The organism is Micromonospora sp. WMMA1998, from assembly GCF_027497375.1.
Taxonomy (GTDB): Bacteria; Actinomycetota; Actinomycetes; order Mycobacteriales; family Micromonosporaceae; genus Micromonospora; species Micromonospora sediminicola.
This window is the reverse complement of sequence record NZ_CP114911.1, coordinates 6,443,881-6,462,133: the sequence shown is the minus strand read 5'-3', so window position 1 is coordinate 6,462,133 and position 18,253 is coordinate 6,443,881. Positions and strand designations below refer to the sequence as shown.

The window sequence follows — 18,253 nt, the reverse complement described above, 5'->3', positions numbered from 1 at the left end:
AAGACGGTCACTACCGAGGGGTTCGTCGGAAGGGGGCGGCCTGGATGCGCCCGGCGCCGACCGGTCCGCACCGGGGCGCGGTGCCCACGCCGCGCCGGTGGGGCGGCTCACACCGGCGTGTGCTCCGGTCGGAGCGGCCGCGCCCCGGCCGTCACGGCTCGATCACCAGGCCGGCGATCAGCCCGTCCCGGAGCGTGAACCGGAAGTGCAGGTCGGCGACGCCGCCGGGAAAGTCGCCCTCCAGGTGATGCACCGCGTCGTAGTTCCGGTCGTCGGCCCGGGCCGCCGCGACCAGCTCGGAGGTGTACGTGTACTCGCTCGACGAGTGGGACAGCCAGTGCCGGATCTGCCCGGGTCCCCGGTGGGTCCGGCCCTCGTCGGTCACCGACGCGTCGGGGGTGAAGCGTGCCACCGCCGCGTCGACGTCCCGGGCCTGGTGCGCGACGAGGTACTGCGTGATCGTTTCGGGCAGGTCGTCGGGCGAGATCCGGCTCGCCCGGCTCCAGTCGATTGCGTCCATGTGCCCACCGTGGGGTCTCTCGGCGGGAGAGGGTCAAGTCGTCGACTCTCCCCCGGGGCGAAGGTGCAGAGTGAGAGCCATGCGCAAGGGCATGACGATCGGGGAGTTCGCGACGGTCACCCACCTGAGCGTGCGGACGTTGCGTCGCTATCACGAGGCCGGGCTGCTGGAGCCGGAGACCGTGGACCCCTTCACCGGCTACCGCTACTACTCTACGAACCAGGTACCGCCCGCGCAGGTGATCCACCGACTACGCGAGCTGGACGTGCCACTGGCCGAGGTCAAGGCGATCCTCGCCACCGACGACCCCGCCCGGCGCACCGACCTGATCGCCGGGCACCTGCGTCGCCTGGAGGAGACGCTGGACCGCACCCGGGGGGCCGTCACCGCCCTGCGCCGGCTGCTGCGCCCCGACGACCAGGACCTGCCGGTCGAGCTGCGCGCCGTCCCCGGGCTCACCGTCGCCGCGGTGCGCGCGGACGTCGAGTTGGCGCGGGCCGGCGCCTGGTACGACGGCGCGATGGCGGAGCTGGACGCGGCGTACCCGGTGGGCGACCGCACCGGACCACCCGGCGGCCAGTACGCCAACGAGCTGTTCACCGACGGCGCCGGTGCCGTCACCGTCTACCGGCCGGTCCGTCGTCCCCGCCCGGGCGGGCGGGTCGAGGTCGTCGACCTGCCGGCGGCCGAGTTCGCCGTCGCCGTGCACTCCGGCCCGCACGACGACATCGACGTCACCTACGGGCGGCTCGGCGCCTGGGTGGTCGCCCACGCGCTGGTCGTCGACGGGCCGATCCGCGAGACCTACCTGGTCGGGCCGCGCGACACCGACGTCCCCGCCGACTGGCGTACCGAGATCGGCTGGCCGGTCTTCCGCCTCACCCCCGCCTAGGACGGGCCCGGCGCCGGGCGGCGCGACGCGGGGGCGCGGTCCGCCGCCCGCGTCGCGCCGTCGGCGCGCGCGGGTCTAGCCGGACCGGTCCCGACGGGTCGCCGCCCGTCGCCGGGCCAGGTGGGCGACCGTGCCCCAGACGCCCCGCCGGAACAGCAGCACGACGAGCACGAAGATGCCGCCGGTGACCAGCCCGATGGCCTCGAACCCGGAGAACGACAGCCAGTCCTCCAGCCGGACCACCAGGGCCGCGCCGAGCACCCCGCCCCACAGCGTGCCGATGCCGCCGAGCACCACCACGATGACCGCCTTGCCGGAGGTCGTCCAGTGCAGCACGTCCAGCGAGACGAACCGGTGGCCGACCGCGAAGAGCCCGCCGCCGAGCCCGGCCAGGAAGCCGGAGAGCACGAACGCGGTCAGCTTGTAGCGGTGCACCGGGTAGCCCAGCGCGCGGGCCCGGGCCGGGTTGTCCCGGATGCCGACCAGCACCCGGCCGAACGGCGAGTGCACGATCCGCCAGGCGGCGAGCAGGCCGAGCAGCACGATCGGCAGGATCGCGTAGTAGAAGTAGTAGTCGTCGGTGAGGTCGGCGCCGAAGAACGCGCGCGGCACGCCCTGCAGGCCGTTCTCGCCCTGGGTGACCGAGCGCCACTCGTTGGCCACGTAGTAGACCATCTGCGCGAAGGCCAGCGTGACCATGGCGAAGTAGATCCCGGTGCGCTTCACCGCCAGGTAGCCGATCGGCAGCGCGAGCAGCGCCGCGCCCAGCGCCCCGGCCAGCACCGCGGCCGGGAACGGCAGGCCGGCGTGGATCGCCACCAGCCCGGTCAGGTACGCCGAGGTGCCCCAGAACGCGGCGTGCCCGAAGGACATCAGCCCGGTGAAGCCGAGCAGCAGGTCCACCGAGACGGCGAAGAGCGCCCAGCACAGGATGTCCACCGCGACCGCCGGGTAGAGCCCGTTGGGCAGCCACAGCGCGACGAGCAGGCCGCCGGCGAGCAGCGCGTACCGGACCCAGCCGGGCGCCCGCGCGACGGCGAGCAGCCCGGACCGGGGTGCCTTCCGCTCGACCGGGGCGGTTTCCAGAGCACTGCTCACGCGGGTGCCTCCTCTCGGCCGAACAGGCCGGCCGGACGCCAGAGCAGCACGGCGGCCATCACCACGAACACGACGGTCTGTGACACGAGCGGGTAGTCCGACAGGTACGCCTCGCCCCACGCCTGGATCAGGCCGATGCCGAAGCCGGCGGCGACCGAGCCGAAGATCGAGCCGAGGCCGCCGATCACCACCACCGCGAAGACCACGATGATCAGGTCGGCGCCCATCAGCGGGTTGACCGCCCGCATCGGGGCGGCGAGCACCCCGGCCAGCCCGGCCAGGGCGATGCCGAAGCCGAACACCGGGGTGACCCACCTCCCCACGTCGATGCCGAACGCCCGGGTCAGCTCCGGCCGCTCGGTGGCGGCCCGGACCACCATGCCGATCCGGGTCCGCCCGAGCACCCACCACACCGCCAGGCACAGCAGTACGGTGAAGCCGAGGATGAAGACCCGGTACGTCGGGAAGTCGAAGAGTCCGAAGTCGACCGTCCCGCTCAGCTCGGCGGGCGTGGCGTACGGGCTGGACTGCACGCCGTACCGGGACTTGACCAGGTCCTGCAGGATCAGCGTCAGGCCGAAGGTGAGCAGGAAGTTGTAGAGCGGGTCGAGCCGGGTCAGCCGGTGGATCACCGCCCGCTCCAGCGCCATGCCGAGCAGGCCCAGCGCCAGCGGCATGATCACCAACGCGGCCCAGAACGGCACGCCGGCCTCGGCGAGCAGCACGTACGCCCCGAACGCGCCGAGCATGTAGAACGCGCCGTGGGCGAAGTTCACCACCCGGAGCATGCCGAAGATGACCGCGAGCCCGAGGGCGAGCAGGGCGTAGAACGCCCCGCCCACCAGCCCGTTGAACGTGTTCTGCAGGAACCCTGACATCAGACCGTCGTCACATCTTGCAGTCGGCCGACGGGGTGCGGAAGGCTTCCGCCGCCGGGATGGTCTTGAGGATCTTCACGTAGTCCCACGGCTCCTTGACCTCGGCCTGCGGCTTCACCTGGGCCAGGTACGCGTCGTGCACGACCCGGTGGTCCTCCGCGCGGATCTTGCCGTTGCGCAGGAAGAGGTCGTTGACCTCCTTGCCCTCCAGCTCCTTGACCACGGCGTCGGCGTCGTCGGTGCCGGCGGCCTGCACCGCCTCCAGGTACTGCATGGCGGCGGAGTAGTTCGCCGCGTGGGCGAACGACGGACGGGTGCCGGTCTCGGACTGGAACCGGTCGGCCCACTCCCGGTTCTGCTGGTCGAAGTTCCAGTACCAGGCGTCGGTGTAGGTGGTGCCGGCCAGCGCGGCCGGGGTGAGCGAGTGGATGTCGGTGATGAACATCAGGCCGACGGCCAGCCCGACGCCCTTGTCCCGCAGCTTGAACTCGTTGTACTGCTTGACCACGTTGACCAGCTCCGCGCCGGCCTGCATGGTGCCGAGCACCTGCGGCTTCGGGTTCAGCGTCGGCGCCTTGAGCAGGAACGACGAGTAGTCGCCGCTGGTGTTCGGGAACGGGGCGCCGTCCTTGCCGACGACCTGCCCGCCGGCCGCGGTGATGGCGGCGGTGAAGCTCTTCTCCATGTCCTGCCCGAACGCGTAGTTCGGGTAGAGGATGTACCAGTTCTTGCCGACCTGCTCGGTGGTCACCGTGCCGGTGCCGTGGGCCAGCATGTACGTGTCGTACGCGTAGTGGAACGTGTACTTGTTGCAGCTCTTGCCGGTCAGGTCGGTGGTGGCGGCGCCGATGTTGAAGTAGAGCTTCTTCTTCTCCTTGGCCACGTCGGCGACCTTCAGGGCGGCCGAGGAGGTCGGCACGTCCAGGATCGCGTCGACGCCCTTGCGGTCGATCATCTCCTGGGCCTTGCTGTTGGCCACGTCCGGCTTGTTCTGGTGGTCCGCCGTCTCCACGGTGATGTCCTTGGTCACCGCGTCGTCGCCGTGCTTGGCCTTGAAGTCGGCGATGGCCATCTCCACGGCCTTGACCGAGTTGCGCCCGGACAGCTCCGAGTAGGCGCCCGACTGGTCGTTGAGCACGCCCAGCACGATCTTGTCGCCGGTCAGCTTCGAGTCGCCGCCGGACTGCGGGCCACCGCCGCCGCAGCCGGCCACCAGCAGCGCCGCCGCCGAGGCGGCGGCCACACCCACGCTCCTACGCATGTTCATCCCCTTCGTACCGCGCGGTCCGCGCGGGTCAGCCGTCCAGATTCAGATGCCGAGGTACGCCAGCAGCTCGCGTTCCCGCGAGCGCACCTCGGCGTTCTCCATCGCCTCCGCGATCCGTCCCTCGGCCAGCAGGTAGTGCCGGTCGGCGACGCCGGTGGCGAAGTGCAGGTTCTGTTCCACCAGCAGCACGGTCACGCCGTGCTTCTTGGCCTCCCGCAGCAGGTCACCGACCTGTTGCACGAGCAGCGGCGACAGCCCTTCGGTGGGCTCGTCGCAGAGCAGCAGCCGGGCGCCCATGCGCAGCACCCGGGCCAGCGCGAGCATCTGCTGCTCACCGCCGGAGAGCATGGTCGCGGCCGAGTCGCGCCGGGCGTGCAGGGCGGGGAACGCCTCGTACACCCGCTCCAGCGGCCACGGGTCGGGGCCGACCCGGGGCGGCAGGGTCAGGTTCTCGGTGACCGTGAGCGTGGCGTACGCGCCCCGGTCGTCGGGGACCCAGCCGAGCCCGGCCCGCGCCCGTTTGTACGCCGGCAGCCGGGAGATGTCCCGGCCGTCGAGGCGCACCGTGCCCCGCTGGTCGGGGTGCAGCCCCATCACGCACCGCAGCAGCGTGGACTTGCCGGCGCCGTTGCGCCCGACCAGGGTGACTACCTCGCCGGCGGCCACCTCCAGACTCACCTCCCGCAGCACCTGGGCCTCGCCGTAGGCGGCGGAGAGGTTCTCAATGCGCAGCATCCGCGGCTCCCAGGTAGGCGGTGATGACCCGCTCGTCGGCGCGGACCTGCTCGTACGGCCCCTCGACCAGCACCTTGCCGGCCTGCAGGACGGTGACCGTGTCGGCGAGCCGGCCCACCACGCTCATGTTGTGCTCCACCATGACCACGGTCCGTCCCGTGCGGACGGTGGCGATCAGGTCGACGGTGCGGTCGACGTCCTCCAGGCCCATCCCGGCGGTCGGCTCGTCCAGCAGCAGCACCTTCGGGTCGAGGGCGAGCGCGATGGCCAGTTCCAGGGCCCGCTTGCGCCCGTACGCGAGGGCCTCCGCCGGCGCCTCGGCGAGGTCGGCCAGGCCGACCATGGCCAGCAGTTCGTCGGCCCGGTCCCGGTAGCGGCGCATCAGCTTCGCCGACCGCCAGAACCGCCAGCCCAGCCCGCTGGACGCCTGGAGGGCCAGCTCGACGTGCTCCCGCGCGCCGAGTTGCGGGAAGAGGCTGGTGATCTGGAACGAGCGGGCCACCCCGAGGCGGGCCACCCGCTCCGGGGGCAGCCCGGTAACGTCCCGGCCGTCCAGCTCGATCCGCCCGCCGCTGGGCGGCAGGAAGCCGGTGAGCAGGTTGAACAGTGTGGTCTTGCCGGCGCCGTTCGGGCCGACGAGGGCATGCACGGTCTCCGGCGCCACGTCGAGGTCGACGCGATCGACGGCCCGGAAGCCCCGGAAGTCCCGGGTCAGCCCTCGGGCCGACAGGATCGCTTGCCCGGCCATCGCCTCACCCTCCGCAGGTCCGCACGCGAGGGCCAGGTCGGTGACCGGGGTCACAGGGCCGTCGCGTGCAGGAAACCTACGGGGAGCCGAAGTGGTCGAGCCATGTCGATCCGCCACACATTCCCCCGGTGCGGCACGGGGTCGACCTCCACAGGGGTCGACGCCGCGCCGGCGGATCGGAGCGGATCGGTGGCCGTCGACATGTGGCCGGTCACCGTCACCGGCCGGCGAGGTGTAAGGAGGGGCCCCCTGTTAACGCCTCCGGTAGAGAAGGGCACCCCTTTCACATGTGACCGGCGCGCGATGCCGGTGGAGCGGCCGATCAGTCCGGGAACGTGACCACCCAGCGCGCACCCTCGCCCCGGGCCAGCCGCTCCAGCGCCGCGGGCGCCTCCGCCAGCGACACCGTGCCGCTGACCAGCGGCGTCAGGTCGAGGTCACCGGCGGCGAGCGCGGCGGCCAGCTCCGGCACCTCCCGGTCCGGGTCGGTCGAGCCGTAGACCGAGGACCGCAGCGTCCGCGCCGAGTGGAAGATGTCCAGGGCGGAGAGGCTGAGCAGGTCGTCCTTGGCGCCCATGCCGACCACGGTGACCGCTCCCCCGCGTCGCGTGGCCCGCCATGCGGTGCGGATGGTCGCGGACCGGCCGACGCACTCGAAGGCGTGGTCCACCCCACGCCCGCCGGTGCGCGCGCGGACCTCCTTGCCGAGCGTGTCGTCGGAGCGCAGGAAGTCGGTGGCGCCGGCGGCCAGGGCCAGTTCCCGTTTGGCCTCCATCACGTCGACCGCGAGGATCGGTGACGCGCCGGCGCGGCGGGCCGCGGTGAGCACGGCCAGGCCGACCCCACCCAGCCCGATCACCGCCACCGACTCGCCGGCGCCCACCCGGGCGGTGTTGCGGACCGCGCCGACGCCGGTGAGCACCGCGCAGCCCAGCAGCGCCGCCTGCGCCGGCGGCAGGCCGGCCGGCACCGGCACGGCGGCCCGCTCCGGCACCACCACCTCCTCGGCGAGCGCGCCGAGGCCGAGCGTGACCTGCACCGGCTCCCCGGCGGCCGTCTCCCCCCGGGCGACCGAGGGGGCGGTGTTCGCGGCGCACAGCCAGGGCTCGCCGTGCCGGCAGTGCCAGCAGTCGCGGCAGGCGGGCGCCCAGTTGAGCACCACCGGCGTGCCGACCGCCAGCCGGGTCGCCGGACCCGCCTCGGCGACAACACCGGTGGCCTCGTGCCCCAGCACCAGCGGGTACGCCGGCGCCAGCGTGCCGTTCACCATGGCCAGGTCGGAGTGGCAGAGGCCGGCGGCGCGGATGCGGACCCGCAGCTCCCCCGGGCCGGGCGCGGGCAGGCGCACCTCCTCGACCGTCGGGGTCTCGCCCCGGCCACGCACGACCAGCGCCCTCACCGCTGGATCGCCTTCAGCTCGGTGAACTCCTCGACGCCGTAGCCGCCCAGCTCGCGGCCGAGGCCGGACTGCTTGTAGCCGCCGAACGGGGCGAGCGGGTTGAACGCCCCGCCGTTGACGTCCACCTGGCCGGTCCGCAGCCGCCGGGCCACGGCCAGCGCCGCGTCGGAGTCGGCCGACCAGACCGCGCCGGCCAGGCCGTACCGGGAGTTGTTGGCGATCGCGACCGCCTCGTCGGTGTCGGCGAACGGGATCACCGCGAGCACCGGCCCGAAGACCTCCTCCTGGGCGAGGGCGCTGTCCGGGTGCACGTCGGCGAGGACGGTGGGCGCCACGAAGTGGCCCCGGGACGGCAGCGGCGCGTCCGGGCCGCCGGCGACGAGCCGGGCGCCGTCGGCGAGCGCCCGGTCCACGTGCCCGCGTACCCGTTGGGCCTGGGCGGCGGAGACCAGCGGGCCGAGCCGGGTGGCCGGGTCGAACGGATCGCCAAGCCGGTAGCCGGCCACGGCGGCCGCGACCAGGTCGAGCGCCTCGGCGTAGCGGTCGCGGTGCACCAGCATCCGGGTCCAGGCGGTGCAGGTCTGGCCGGAGTTGAGCAGCGCGTTGCCCACGCCGACCTTGACCGCGGTGGGCAGGTCGGCGTCGGCCAGGATGACGTTCGCCGACTTGCCGCCCAGTTCCAGGGCGACCCGGGCGATCCGGTCGGCGGCGAGGTGCGCGATCCGCCGGCCGGTGGCGGTGGAGCCGGTGAACGAGACCAGGTCGACGTCGGGGTGCGCGGCGAGAGCCTCACCGACCACCGGGCCGGTGCCGGGCACCAGGTTGACCACCCCGGGCGGCAGGCCGGCCTCGGTCACCGCGTCCAGGAGCAGGTACGCGGTGAGCGGCGTCAGCTCGCTCGGCTTGAGCACCACCGTGCAGCCGGCGGCCAGCGCCGGGGCGACCTTGGCGACCACCTGGTGCAGCGGGTAGTTCCACGGGATGATCGCGCCGACCACGCCGACCGGCTCGCGCACCACCAGCGAGTTGCCGACCTCCTGCTCGGCGGCCGGTCGGGCGGCCAGGTCGACCATGCTGCGCAGCACGGTCAGCGGCAGGCCGGCCTGCACCCGGGTGGCGAGCTTGAGCGGGGTGCCCAGTTCGAGGGCCACGGTGCGGGCGATCTCGTCGGCCCGGGCGGTCAGCGCGGCGTGCAGCCGGTCCAGGTGGGCCGCTCGGTCTGCGGGTGCGGTGGCGGCCCAGCCGGGGAACGCGGCCCGGGCGGCGGCGACCGCCCGGTCCACGTCGGCGGGGGTGCCGGCGGGGACCTGCCCGATGGTCTCACCGGTCGCCGGGTTCTCGACCGGGATCGTCCCGCCGTCCGCCGGGTCGACCCAGTCCCCGGCGAGGTGCAGGTGGCGGCGGACCAGCAGGGCGGGGGGCGCATCGGCGAGATCCATGGCGTCCCTTCGGGGGCGGGAGGGGCGGGAAACTAGCAGTGGGAGTTTCGACGCTACCCCGGACCGCTGCCGCGTTCCACCGGGGCCACCGTCCGGGCGTACTCGTCCGCGAGGCCGTGCAGCAACGCGTCCAGGCCGAGGGTGAAGGCGCCCTCGTCGACGCTGCGCTGGTGGCCGCGCAGCCGGTGGGCCTGCGTGAGGTGCGGGTGGGCCGCGTACAACTCCGGGTCCTCCACGAACCCCCGCGCGAACGAGCCGAGCGCCGACCCGGCCACGAAGTAGCGCAGCGCGGCGCCGATGTGGGTGGCCCGGGCCGGCGGCCAGCCCGCCCGGACCAGCGCGCCGTAGACGGCGTCGGCCATGGCCAGCGCGGCCGGCCGGCGGCCCGGCCCCTGCGCCAGGTAGGGGACGACGTTCGGGTGCGCGGCCAGCGCCGCGCGGTAGGACCGGGCCCAGCGGCGCAGCGCCTCGACCCAGTCGTACCGGTCGAAGACGCTCACGTCGACCGTGCCGGTGACGCTGTCCGCCACGGCGTCGAGGATCTCGTCCTTGGTCGCGAAGTGGTTGTAGAGCGAGGGGCCCTGCACGCCGAGCGCGGCGGCCAGCCGGCGGGTGGAGAGCGCGCCGAGCCCGTCGGCGTCGATGAGCACGAGCGCGGTCTCGACGATCCGGTCCCGGTTGAGCAGGGCCTGGCGGGGACGGGGCATGTCAGACCTCCCGGGCGGCGGGTCCGGCGGACGCCTGGAGGATCCCGGCCTCGGCGAGGATCCGTTCCATGAGGGCGACCGGAAGGTTGGGGTTCCGTGCCGCCGACCCCGCGGCGGCCGGATCGTCGAGCAGCTCGGCCAGCCGTTCGGCGGCAAGGCGGGGGTCGGACGCCATCCAGGACCGGACGCCGCCGTCGGCGTCGCGGCTGAGCCGGTCGATGAGCTCGGCCGGCGCCTCCGGGTCGTAGCGGACCAGCATGCGCGCCCTCGGGTCGGCGGAGTCGGCCAGCCGGGCCAGCCCGACCCGGGGAAAGTGGGGCCGCGCGATCAACATGCTCGCCGTGATCACCCGGGCCTCCAGGTACGTCGCGAGCAACACCTCCCCCGGGACCTCGTCGTGGTTCTCACAGAGCAGCAGCCGGACCGCGAAGTCGTCGTCGCCGGCGAGCCGGGCCACCTGGTCCGGACGCAGGTTCGGGCTGTACGCGGCGCTGCGCCGCAGCCCGACGTGGGCCGAGCGGACGGCGCCGTCCAGTGCGTCGGGGTCGCCGAGCCGGTCGAGCACCCACCGAGCGGGTCGGAGCCGGGTCTCCGGCCGCACCTCGTAGTCCATGGCGGCGCGTTCGGCCTCGGTGAGCCCGGGTCGCAGGGACAGCCGTAGCCGCACCGTCGGGTCGGGGTCGGTGGCCAACTCCTCGACCAGGTCGCGGGGCAGGTGCGGGTTCTCGGCCACGGCCGCGCGGACGTCCCGGTCCTGGTGCCGGGCGAGCCGCTGCGCCACCGTCCGCGCCAACGGGATCTCGACGGCCAGCTCACGCAGCCGCCAGGGGTCCGGCCACGCCTCGTCGAGGACGCCGGCGAGCAGTTCCGGGCGGCGGCGCCACGCCCGTCGGGCCACCGCGTCGCGCACCCGGGGGTCGGGGTCGGCGAGCAGCCGGTCGGTGGTCCCGTCCGGCGGATCCACCCAGCCCGCGTACCCCGAGATCCGGACCTCGGGATCGGGGTCCTCGACCATCCGGGCCCGGACGCTTACCGGACACTGCCGGGACCCGGCCACCTCGTCGCGGACCCGCTGGTCCGGGTCCGCCGCCAGCCGGGCGTAGGTCTCCTCGGGCAGCGGCGCGGGCGTGGCCCGGAACAGGTCCGGCCCGTGGGCGAGCAGGACACGGACCATCGGCGCGGGATCGTCGACGAGCAGGGCACGCTGGTCCGGCGTGGCCGACGAACTGTCCGCCAGTGCCGCCCGCACCCGCCGATCCGGGTGCTTGGCGACGGCGGCGCAGAACTCGTCCGGCAGCGTGTTCCGGAAGATCAGCACGGCTACGGCCGCGTCGCTGTCGTCCAGCATGCGGAGCAGCAACTCCGACGGGGTCGCCGGGTTGCCGGCCACTCCCCTCACCTGTTCGCAGCCCAGGTCCCGCAAGCCGCCTCCCGTCCGAAACCACCTGATCATGCACCCTAACCGGGCGCCTCACCGCGGCGGCGACAGGAGAGGGCTGGACGGATGAAAACTTGCACCGCTAGTTTAAGGGTGACCGCCGCCGCCGCGACGGTTGCCATGCCGACCGAGGGAGCATCGTGGACTTCGCACTGTCCGACGAGGAACGGGCCGTCCGGGACACCGTGCGCGCCTTCGTCACCCGCGAGGTGCTGCCGCTGGAGCAGGAGGTGCTGCGCCGCGAGCGCGCACACCGGCCCGGCCTGGACCGCTCTGAGCTGCGCGAGTTGCAGCTCAAGGCGAAGAAGTTCGGCTTCTGGGGCCTGGCCACCCCCGAGGAGTACGGCGGGATGGACCTGCCGGCGGTGATGCAGTCGCTGATCTGGACCGAGCTGGGCCGCAGTTTCGTGCCGTTCCGCTTCGGCGGCGAGGCCGACAACATCCTGTTCCACGCCACCGAGGAGCAGAAGCGCGAGTTCCTGATCCCCACCATCGAGGGCGAACGGATCTCCTGCTTCGCCATCACCGAGCCCGGCGCCGGCTCCGACGCAGCGAACATCAAGCTGCGCGCGCGGCGCGACGGCGACGACTGGATCCTCGACGGCGAGAAGACGTTCATCACCAACGGCAACGACGCCGACTTCGCCATCGTGGTGGCGGTGACCGACCCGGAGAAGGGGGCCCGCCGCGGCGGCGCGACCGCGTTCCTGGTCGACCGGGCGATGGGCTGGCGGTCGGAGTTCATCCAGACCATGGGCGAGGGCGGCCCGGCCTCGCTCATCTTCGACGGCGTACGCGTGCCGCACCGCAACATCCTCGGCGAGATCGGGCAGGGCTTCACGCTCGGCATGGAGTGGATCGGCAAGGGCCGCTACACCATCCCCTCGCACGCGGTCGGCATCGCCGAGCGGGCCCTGCAGATGGCGATCGACCACGCCAACACCCGGGAGACGTTCGGCGCGCCGATCGCCACCAACCAGGCCATCCAGTGGATGATCGCCGACTCGGAGACCGAGCTGGAGGCCGCCCGCTGGCTGATCCTGCGCTCGGCCTGGACCGTCGACCAGGGCCTCGATCCCCGACACGCCTCCTCGATGGGCAAGCTCTACGGCGCCGGCATGGTCAACCGGGTGGTGGACCGGGTGCTCCAGATCCACGGCGGCATGGGCTACACCCGGGAACTGCCGATCGAGCGCTGGTACCGGCAGGTCCGGCTCTACCGCATCTTCGAGGGCACCGACGAGATGCAGCGGCTGATCATCTCGCGGGACCTGCTGCGCGGCTACACGAAGATCGGCGGCCACCTGGCCTGAGCGGTCAGCCGGTCAGCGCCTCGACCGCCCGGTCCACGTCCGCCTCGGTCGTGTAGAGGTGGAACGAGGCGCGGACCCGCCCGGCCCGTACCGCCGCGCGCACCCCGGCGCGGGCCAGCCGCTCCTGGGCGTCCGGCACGTCCACGCTGACGATCGCGCTGTCGCCGGGCGGGCGGCCCAGCCCGGCCAGGAACCGGTTGGCCAGGGCCACGTCGTGGTCCCGCACCGCCGCCAGGTCGAGGTCGGCGAGCAGTTCCAGCACCGGCGCCGCCCCGGCGTAGCAGAGCCACGACGGGGAGATGTCGAAGCGGCGGGCGTCGTCGGCCAGCCGCAACGGCGTGCCGTAGTACGAGGCGTGCGGGTCGCGGCCCGCGTACCACCCGGCGGCGTCCGCACGCATCCGCTCGCGCAGCGCCGGGGCCAGGTAGGCGAAGGCCGCGCCGCGCGGCGCCATCAACCACTTGTACGCCCCCACCAGCACCGCGTCCGCCCGGTCGGCCGCGAACGGCAGCCATCCGCAGGCCTGGGTGCCGTCGACCACCACCAGCGCGTCGTGCGCCCGGGCCGCCGCGACGATCTCGTCGTACGCGGCGACCGTGCCGTCGGCGGACTGCACCAGGCTGAACGCCACCAGGTCGGTGCCGGCGTCGATCGCGTCGACCAGGCCGTCGAGCGGCACGGTGCGCACCCGCACCCCGCGGTCCTCCTGCACCAGCCAGGGGAACAGGATCGAGGTGAACTCCCCCTCGGGCACCACCACCGTGGCACCCGGCGGCAGCGCCGCCGCGATCGGCGCCACCAACTGGGAGACGGCCGCGCCGACGCTCACGTCGGCCGGGTCCACGCCGACCAGCCGGGCGAACGCGGCCCGGGACCGGTCGACCGAGGTGTCCCACACCTCGAACGACACCCGGCCGGTCCGCCACTCGGCGAGCACCTGCTGCACCGCCGTCCACACCGGATCAGGCGGCAGCCCGTAGGTCGCCGTGTTCAACCATCCCGGCTCCACCTGCCACAACTTCCGCGCCTGCGCCAACTCCATGCCACCGACGCTAGCCACCCCCACCTCCCGCCTGAAACCACCAATCCCAGCCCCGTGGCCCACGCTCCTCACCCCGCTCGCACTGCCCTCGCTCCCCCACCCCCTCACCCTCCCCGCGGCCCCCGGCTCCGCGGCCCCCGGCCCCGCGGCCCCCGGCCCCGCCCCGCGGCGCCCCGCCCTGCACCCTCACCCGGCGCGCCCCGCACCCCGCGCCCCGCACGCCGCACGCCGCACGCCGCACGCCGCGATCTTGCAGTTCCGGCCGCCCCCCTTGGGCGCTTCGCCCTTTCATACCTTCACCCGGGCGGAAGGTGCATGATCGCGGACGGGCTTGTGTCGCTGCTGCCGCACGGAGGTGACGGTTGAAGGCCGATATACCGCTGAGTCATATTTATGACTCAGCGGTATATCGCTCGGAACTCACATGCCTGTCTGGTCGGTCGAGTCAGGGTGGGCCCACCTCGGGACATGGACCGGCTCATACAGGCGGGACACTCCGGCCCGCACCCGTCTCGGCGAGATTGCTGCTCCAGGCGCGCGGCTGGTCCGCAGGCAAACCACGTAGCCAATCCCGCCCCTGGTCAGGGCGGGCCAAGCCGGGCCGAGGCGAGCCGGGCCGGGCCCGGCGCCGGCTGGCGGGGTCAGGCGGTGGAGTCGGCGAGCGGGCGCTCGGCGCCGGGCGGGGTGTCGTCGGCGGGACGCTCGTCGTCGTTCTCGTCGACCATGGTGGCCTCGTCGAACGGCCGGTCCCCGGCCAGGACGGCGCGGGCCCGGTCGCGGTCGAACTCACCGGTCCAGGTGCCGACCAGCACGGTGGCCATGGCGTCGCCGGCGAAGTTGGTCAGCGCCCGGGCCTCGGACATGAACCGGTCGATGCCGACGATCAGGCCGACGCCGTCGACCAGGTCCGGTCGGTGCGACTGGAGGCCGCCGGCCAGCGTGGCCAGGCCGGCGCCGGTCACGCCGGCGGCGCCCTTGGACGCGATCACCATGAAGACCAGCAGCGAGATCAGGTCGACGAAGCCGGTGCCCAGCGGTTTCAGGCCTTGCCGACGTCGGGCGCGACCAGGCCGACCACGATGCCGGCGACGACGGCGGCGGGCGGGTCGGACAGCCTCGGAGGTGGGGGTGGTGGTGTCCATGTCGACACTGTGAACCAGGTCTCACCGGACCGCACGCGGTCCGCCGGTCAGCTCACGTTGGCCGGGCCCAGCACACTCTTCAGGTCGCCCATCAGGGCTGTGGTCGGCGCGACCCGGAACGGGCCGAGACGCAGCGTGGTGACCTTGCCGCCGTTGAGCAGCTTGACGTGCACCTCGCAGTCGCCCGGGTGCAGCACCAGCGTCTCCTTGAGCCGCTCGACCAGCGGCGGGGTGCAGCGGTGCACCGGGATGGTCAGGGTGACCGGCTTGTTCGCCGGGTTGCTGGTGACGTCCGGCATGGACATGTCCATCGCCATGATCCGGGGGGTGTCGTCGCGCCGGTCGACCCGGCCCTTGACCACCACGATGGCGTCCTCGGCGATGTACTGCCCGATCACCTCGTAGGTGTTCGGGAAGAACAGCGTCTCCACGCCGCCGGCCAGGTCCTCCAGGGTGGCCGAGGCCCAGGCCCGGCCCTGCTTGGTGACCCGGCGCTGCACGCCGGAGAGGATGCCGGCGAGGGTGATTACCGCGCCGTCGGGCACGGTGCCCTCCTCGGAGAGCGCGGCGATGGTGGTGTCGGCCGCCGCGCCGAGCACGTGCTCCAGGCCGAACAGCGGGTGGTCGGAGACGTAGAGGCCGAGCATCTCGCGTTCGAAGGCGAGCTTGTCCCGCTTGTCCCACTCCCCCTCGCCGATGACCGGCATGACGGTGGTGCTGCCGCCGGTGTCCGCGTCGCCGAAGCCGGCGCCGAACAGGTCGTACTGGCCGACCGCCTCCTTGCGCTTGACGTCGGCGTACGCGTCGATGGCGTCGGCGTGCACCGCCAGCAGGCCCTTGCGGGGGTGGTTGAGCGAGTCGAACGCGCCGGCCTTGATCAGCGATTCGATGGTCTTCTTGTTGCAGACCACCGCGTCCACCTTGGACAGGAAGTCGTAGAAGTCGGTGTAGTCGCCCTTCTCGTCGCGGCACCGCATGATCGAGGCGACCACGTTCGCGCCGACGTTGCGCACCGCGCCCAGACCGAAGCGGATCTCCTTGCCGACCGGGGTGAACGGGCCGGCCGAGGTGTTCACGTCCGGCGGGAGGACCTGGATGCGCATCCGGCGGCACTCGGACAGGTAGAGCGCCATCTTGTCCTTGTCGTCACCGACGGAGGTGAGCAACGCGGCCATGTACTCGGCCGGGTAGTGCGCCTTCAGGTACGCGGTCCAGTAGGAGACCAGGCCGTACGCGGCGGAGTGGGCCTTGTTGAACGCGTAGCCGGCGAACGGGACCAGCACGTCCCACACCGCCTGGATGGCCTCGTCGGAGTAGCCGCGCTCGCGGCAGCCGTCCCGGAACGGGATGAACTCCTTGTCGAGGATCTCCTTCTTCTTCTTGCCCATCGCCCGGCGCAGCAGGTCGGCCTGGCCGAGCGTGTAGCCGGCGAGGATCTGCGCGGCGCGCTGCACCTGCTCCTGGTAGACGATCAGGCCGTAGGTCGGGGCGAGGATCTCGCGCAGCGGCTCCTCCAGCTCCGGGTGGATCGGGGTGATCTCCTGGAGGCCGTTCTTGCGCAGCGCGTAGTTGGTGTGCGAGTCGACGCCCATCGGGCCGGGGCGGTAGAGCGCCAGCACGGCCGAGATGTCCTCGAAGTTGTCCGGCTTCATCAGTCGCAGCAGCGAGCGCATCGGCCCGCCGTCGAGCTGGAAGACGCCCAGCGTGTCACCGCGGGCGAGCAGCTCGTACGCCTGCCGGTCGTCCAGCGGCAGGCCCAGCAGGTCCAGCTCAAGGTTGTGGTTGAGCCGGATGTTCTTCACCGCGTCGTCGATGATCGTCAGGTTGCGCAGGCCGAGGAAGTCCATCTTCAGCAGCCCGAGCGACTCGCAGGTCGGATAGTCGAACTGCGTGATGATGACGCCGTCGGAGTCGCGTCGCATGAGCGGGATGTGCTCGATGATCGGTTCGGCGGACATGATGACGCCGGCCGCGTGCACGCCGGTCTGCCGGATCAGGCCCTCGATGCCCTTCGCGGTCTCGATGACCTTCTTGACGTCCGGGTCGGACTCGTAGAGGCCCCGGATCTCGCCCGCCTCGGCGTAGCGCGGGTGCTTCGGGTCGAAGATGCCGGACAGCGGGATGTCCTTGCCCATCACCGCGGGGGGCATGGCCTTGGTGATCCGGTCGCCGACCGCGTACGGGAAACCCAGCACGCGGGCCGAGTCCTTGATCGCGGCCTTCGCCTTGATCGTGCCGAACGTGGCGATCTGCGCGACCTTGTCCTCGCCCCACTTGTCGGTCACGTACTTGATGACCTCACCGCGCCGGCGCTCGTCGAAGTCGATGTCGACATCCGGCATCGAGACGCGCTCGGGGTTGAGGAACCGCTCGAAGATCAGGCCGTGCGGGATCGGGTCCAGGTCGGTGATGCCCAGCGCGTACGCGACCAGCGAGCCGGCGGCCGAGCCACGGCCCGGGCCGACCGCGATGCCCTGGCTCTTGGCCCACTGGATGAAGTCGGCGACCACGAGGAAGTAGGACGGGAAGCCCATCTGGATGATGACGCCCAGCTCGTACTCGGCCTGGACGACGTGGCCCTCCGGGATGCCGTTCGGGAAGCGGCGCTTGAGCCCGGCGAACGTCTCCTTGCGGAACCAGGACTCCTCGGTCCCGCCGTCGGGGATCGGGAACCGCGGCATCAGGTTGTGGAAGGTGAACATGCCGGTGGGGTCGACCTTCTCGGCCACCAGCAGCGTGTTGCGACAGCCCTGCTGCCACAGCTCGGAGGAGTCGACCGCGCGCATCTGGTCGGCGGACTTGACGAAGTAGCCGCCGCCCTCGAACCGGAACCGGTTCGGGTCGGCCACGTTGCTGCCGGTCTGCACGCACAGCAGCACGTCGTGCGCCTCGGCCTGGGCCTCGTGGGTGTAGTGCGAGTCGTTGGTGACCACCGGCGGGATGTCGAGCTTACGGGCGATCTCGGTGAGCCCGTCGCGGACCCGGCGCTCGATGTCGAGGCCGTGGTCCATGATCTCCAGGAAGTAGTTGTCCTTGCCGAAGATGTCCTGGTAGGCGGCGGCGACCTTGAGCGCCTCGTCGAACTGGCCGAGCCGCAGCCGGGTCTGCACCGCGCCGGACGGGCAGCCGGTGGTGGCCATGATGCCCTCGGCGTGCTCGGCGATCAGCTCCATGTCCATCCGGGGCCACTTGACGTAGTGGCCCTCCATGGAGGCGCGGGAGTTGAGCCGGAACATGTTGTGCAGGCCGGTGCGGTTCGCCGCCCACATGGTCATGTGGGTGATGGCGCCGTTGCCGGAGACGTCGTCGCTCTTCTGCTCGGGGCGCCCCCACTTGACCCGCGCCTTGTGGAAGCGCGACTCCGGCGCCACGTACGCCTCGACGCCGAGGATGGGCTTGACCCCGGCGGCCATGGCCTGCTTGTAGAAGTCGTTCGCGCCGTGCATGTTGCCGTGGTCGGTGATCGCCACCGCCGGCATGCCGAGCCGCGCCGCCTCGGCGAACAGGTCCTTGAGCCGGGCCGCCCCGTCGAGCATCGAGTACTCGGTGTGTACGTGCAGATGCGCGAACGAATCGCCCATGCGTGGCGCCCCCCGGGTTGTGGATCAAGTTGCGTCGGAGTCGACCGACCCACC

The 18,253-nt window shown here is 72.6% G+C and carries 15 protein-coding genes; 2 read left to right on the top strand and 13 right to left on the bottom strand.

From position 1 onward, the window contains the following. Positions 1-151: 151 nt before the first annotated feature. Complete coding sequence (locus O7600_RS30080; protein WP_281591711.1) at positions 152-520, bottom strand: nuclear transport factor 2 family protein; 369 nt, start codon at positions 518-520, stop codon at positions 152-154. Positions 521-599: 79 nt separating this feature from the next. Here O7600_RS30080 and O7600_RS30075 point away from each other — a divergent pair, with 79 nt between their 5' ends. After that, positions 600-1,412, top strand: coding sequence for a MerR family transcriptional regulator (locus O7600_RS30075; protein ID WP_281591710.1), 813 nt, complete (start codon positions 600-602; stop codon positions 1,410-1,412). A gap of 75 nt (positions 1,413-1,487) precedes the next feature. Here O7600_RS30075 and O7600_RS30070 read toward each other — a convergent pair whose 3' ends face one another. From O7600_RS30070 to O7600_RS30030, 9 genes are all read right to left on the bottom strand, one after another. Continuing rightward, positions 1,488-2,510, bottom strand: a complete 1,023-nt coding sequence (locus tag O7600_RS30070) for a branched-chain amino acid ABC transporter permease (protein ID WP_281591709.1) — start codon at positions 2,508-2,510, stop codon at positions 1,488-1,490. Further along, positions 2,507-3,388, bottom strand: a complete 882-nt coding sequence (locus O7600_RS30065) for a branched-chain amino acid ABC transporter permease (RefSeq protein ID WP_281591708.1) — start codon at positions 3,386-3,388, stop codon at positions 2,507-2,509. Before O7600_RS30065 ends, O7600_RS30070 begins: the two co-directional genes overlap by 4 nt. Before the next feature lie 10 nt (positions 3,389-3,398). Continuing rightward, positions 3,399-4,655, bottom strand: a complete 1,257-nt coding sequence (locus tag O7600_RS30060) for an ABC transporter substrate-binding protein (protein ID WP_281591707.1) — start codon at positions 4,653-4,655, stop codon at positions 3,399-3,401. A 42-nt stretch (positions 4,656-4,697) separates the two neighbouring features. Next, entirely contained in the window at positions 4,698-5,390 is a 693-nt protein-coding gene (locus O7600_RS30055; protein WP_281591706.1) for an ABC transporter ATP-binding protein, read from the bottom strand. Beyond that, positions 5,377-6,138: an ABC transporter ATP-binding protein gene (locus O7600_RS30050; protein WP_281591705.1), complete on the bottom strand. Its 762-nt coding sequence runs from the start codon at positions 6,136-6,138 to the stop codon at positions 5,377-5,379. Before O7600_RS30050 ends, O7600_RS30055 begins: the two co-directional genes overlap by 14 nt. Before the next feature lie 322 nt (positions 6,139-6,460). Continuing rightward, the gene (locus O7600_RS30045) at positions 6,461-7,537 is read right to left on the bottom strand and encodes a zinc-binding dehydrogenase (RefSeq protein ID WP_281591704.1); all 1,077 of its coding nucleotides are present in this window, start codon (positions 7,535-7,537) and stop codon (positions 6,461-6,463) included. After that, positions 7,534-8,976 (bottom strand): aldehyde dehydrogenase family protein, encoded by a 1,443-nt coding sequence (locus tag O7600_RS30040; protein ID WP_281591702.1) that lies wholly within the window; start codon positions 8,974-8,976, stop codon positions 7,534-7,536. Before O7600_RS30040 ends, O7600_RS30045 begins: the two co-directional genes overlap by 4 nt. A gap of 53 nt (positions 8,977-9,029) precedes the next feature. Then, positions 9,030-9,683: a TetR/AcrR family transcriptional regulator C-terminal domain-containing protein gene (locus tag O7600_RS30035; protein WP_281591701.1), complete on the bottom strand. Its 654-nt coding sequence runs from the start codon at positions 9,681-9,683 to the stop codon at positions 9,030-9,032. A gap of 1 nt (position 9,684) precedes the next feature. Continuing rightward, entirely contained in the window at positions 9,685-11,073 is a 1,389-nt protein-coding gene (locus O7600_RS30030; RefSeq protein WP_281591700.1) for a hypothetical protein, read from the bottom strand. Positions 11,074-11,261: 188 nt separating this feature from the next. Between O7600_RS30030 and O7600_RS30025 the strand changes: the two genes are divergently transcribed. Continuing rightward, positions 11,262-12,434: an acyl-CoA dehydrogenase family protein gene (locus tag O7600_RS30025; RefSeq protein WP_281591699.1), complete on the top strand. Its 1,173-nt coding sequence runs from the start codon at positions 11,262-11,264 to the stop codon at positions 12,432-12,434. Positions 12,435-12,438: 4 nt separating this feature from the next. Here the strand turns inward: O7600_RS30025 and O7600_RS30020 are convergent, their stop codons facing one another. The 3 genes from O7600_RS30020 to dnaE all read right to left on the bottom strand — a co-directional run bounded on the left by O7600_RS30020 (position 12,439) and on the right by dnaE (position 18,199). After that, complete coding sequence (locus tag O7600_RS30020; RefSeq protein WP_281591698.1) at positions 12,439-13,476, bottom strand: aminotransferase class V-fold PLP-dependent enzyme; 1,038 nt, start codon at positions 13,474-13,476, stop codon at positions 12,439-12,441. A gap of 641 nt (positions 13,477-14,117) precedes the next feature. Continuing rightward, on the bottom strand, positions 14,118-14,618 hold the full coding sequence (locus O7600_RS30015) for a cation:dicarboxylase symporter family transporter (RefSeq protein ID WP_281591697.1): 501 nt from the start codon (positions 14,616-14,618) through the stop codon (positions 14,118-14,120). A 47-nt stretch (positions 14,619-14,665) separates the two neighbouring features. Then, the gene (dnaE, locus tag O7600_RS30010) at positions 14,666-18,199 is read right to left on the bottom strand and encodes a DNA polymerase III subunit alpha (RefSeq protein WP_281591696.1); all 3,534 of its coding nucleotides are present in this window, start codon (positions 18,197-18,199) and stop codon (positions 14,666-14,668) included. Between the last annotated feature and the right edge of the window lie 54 nt (positions 18,200-18,253).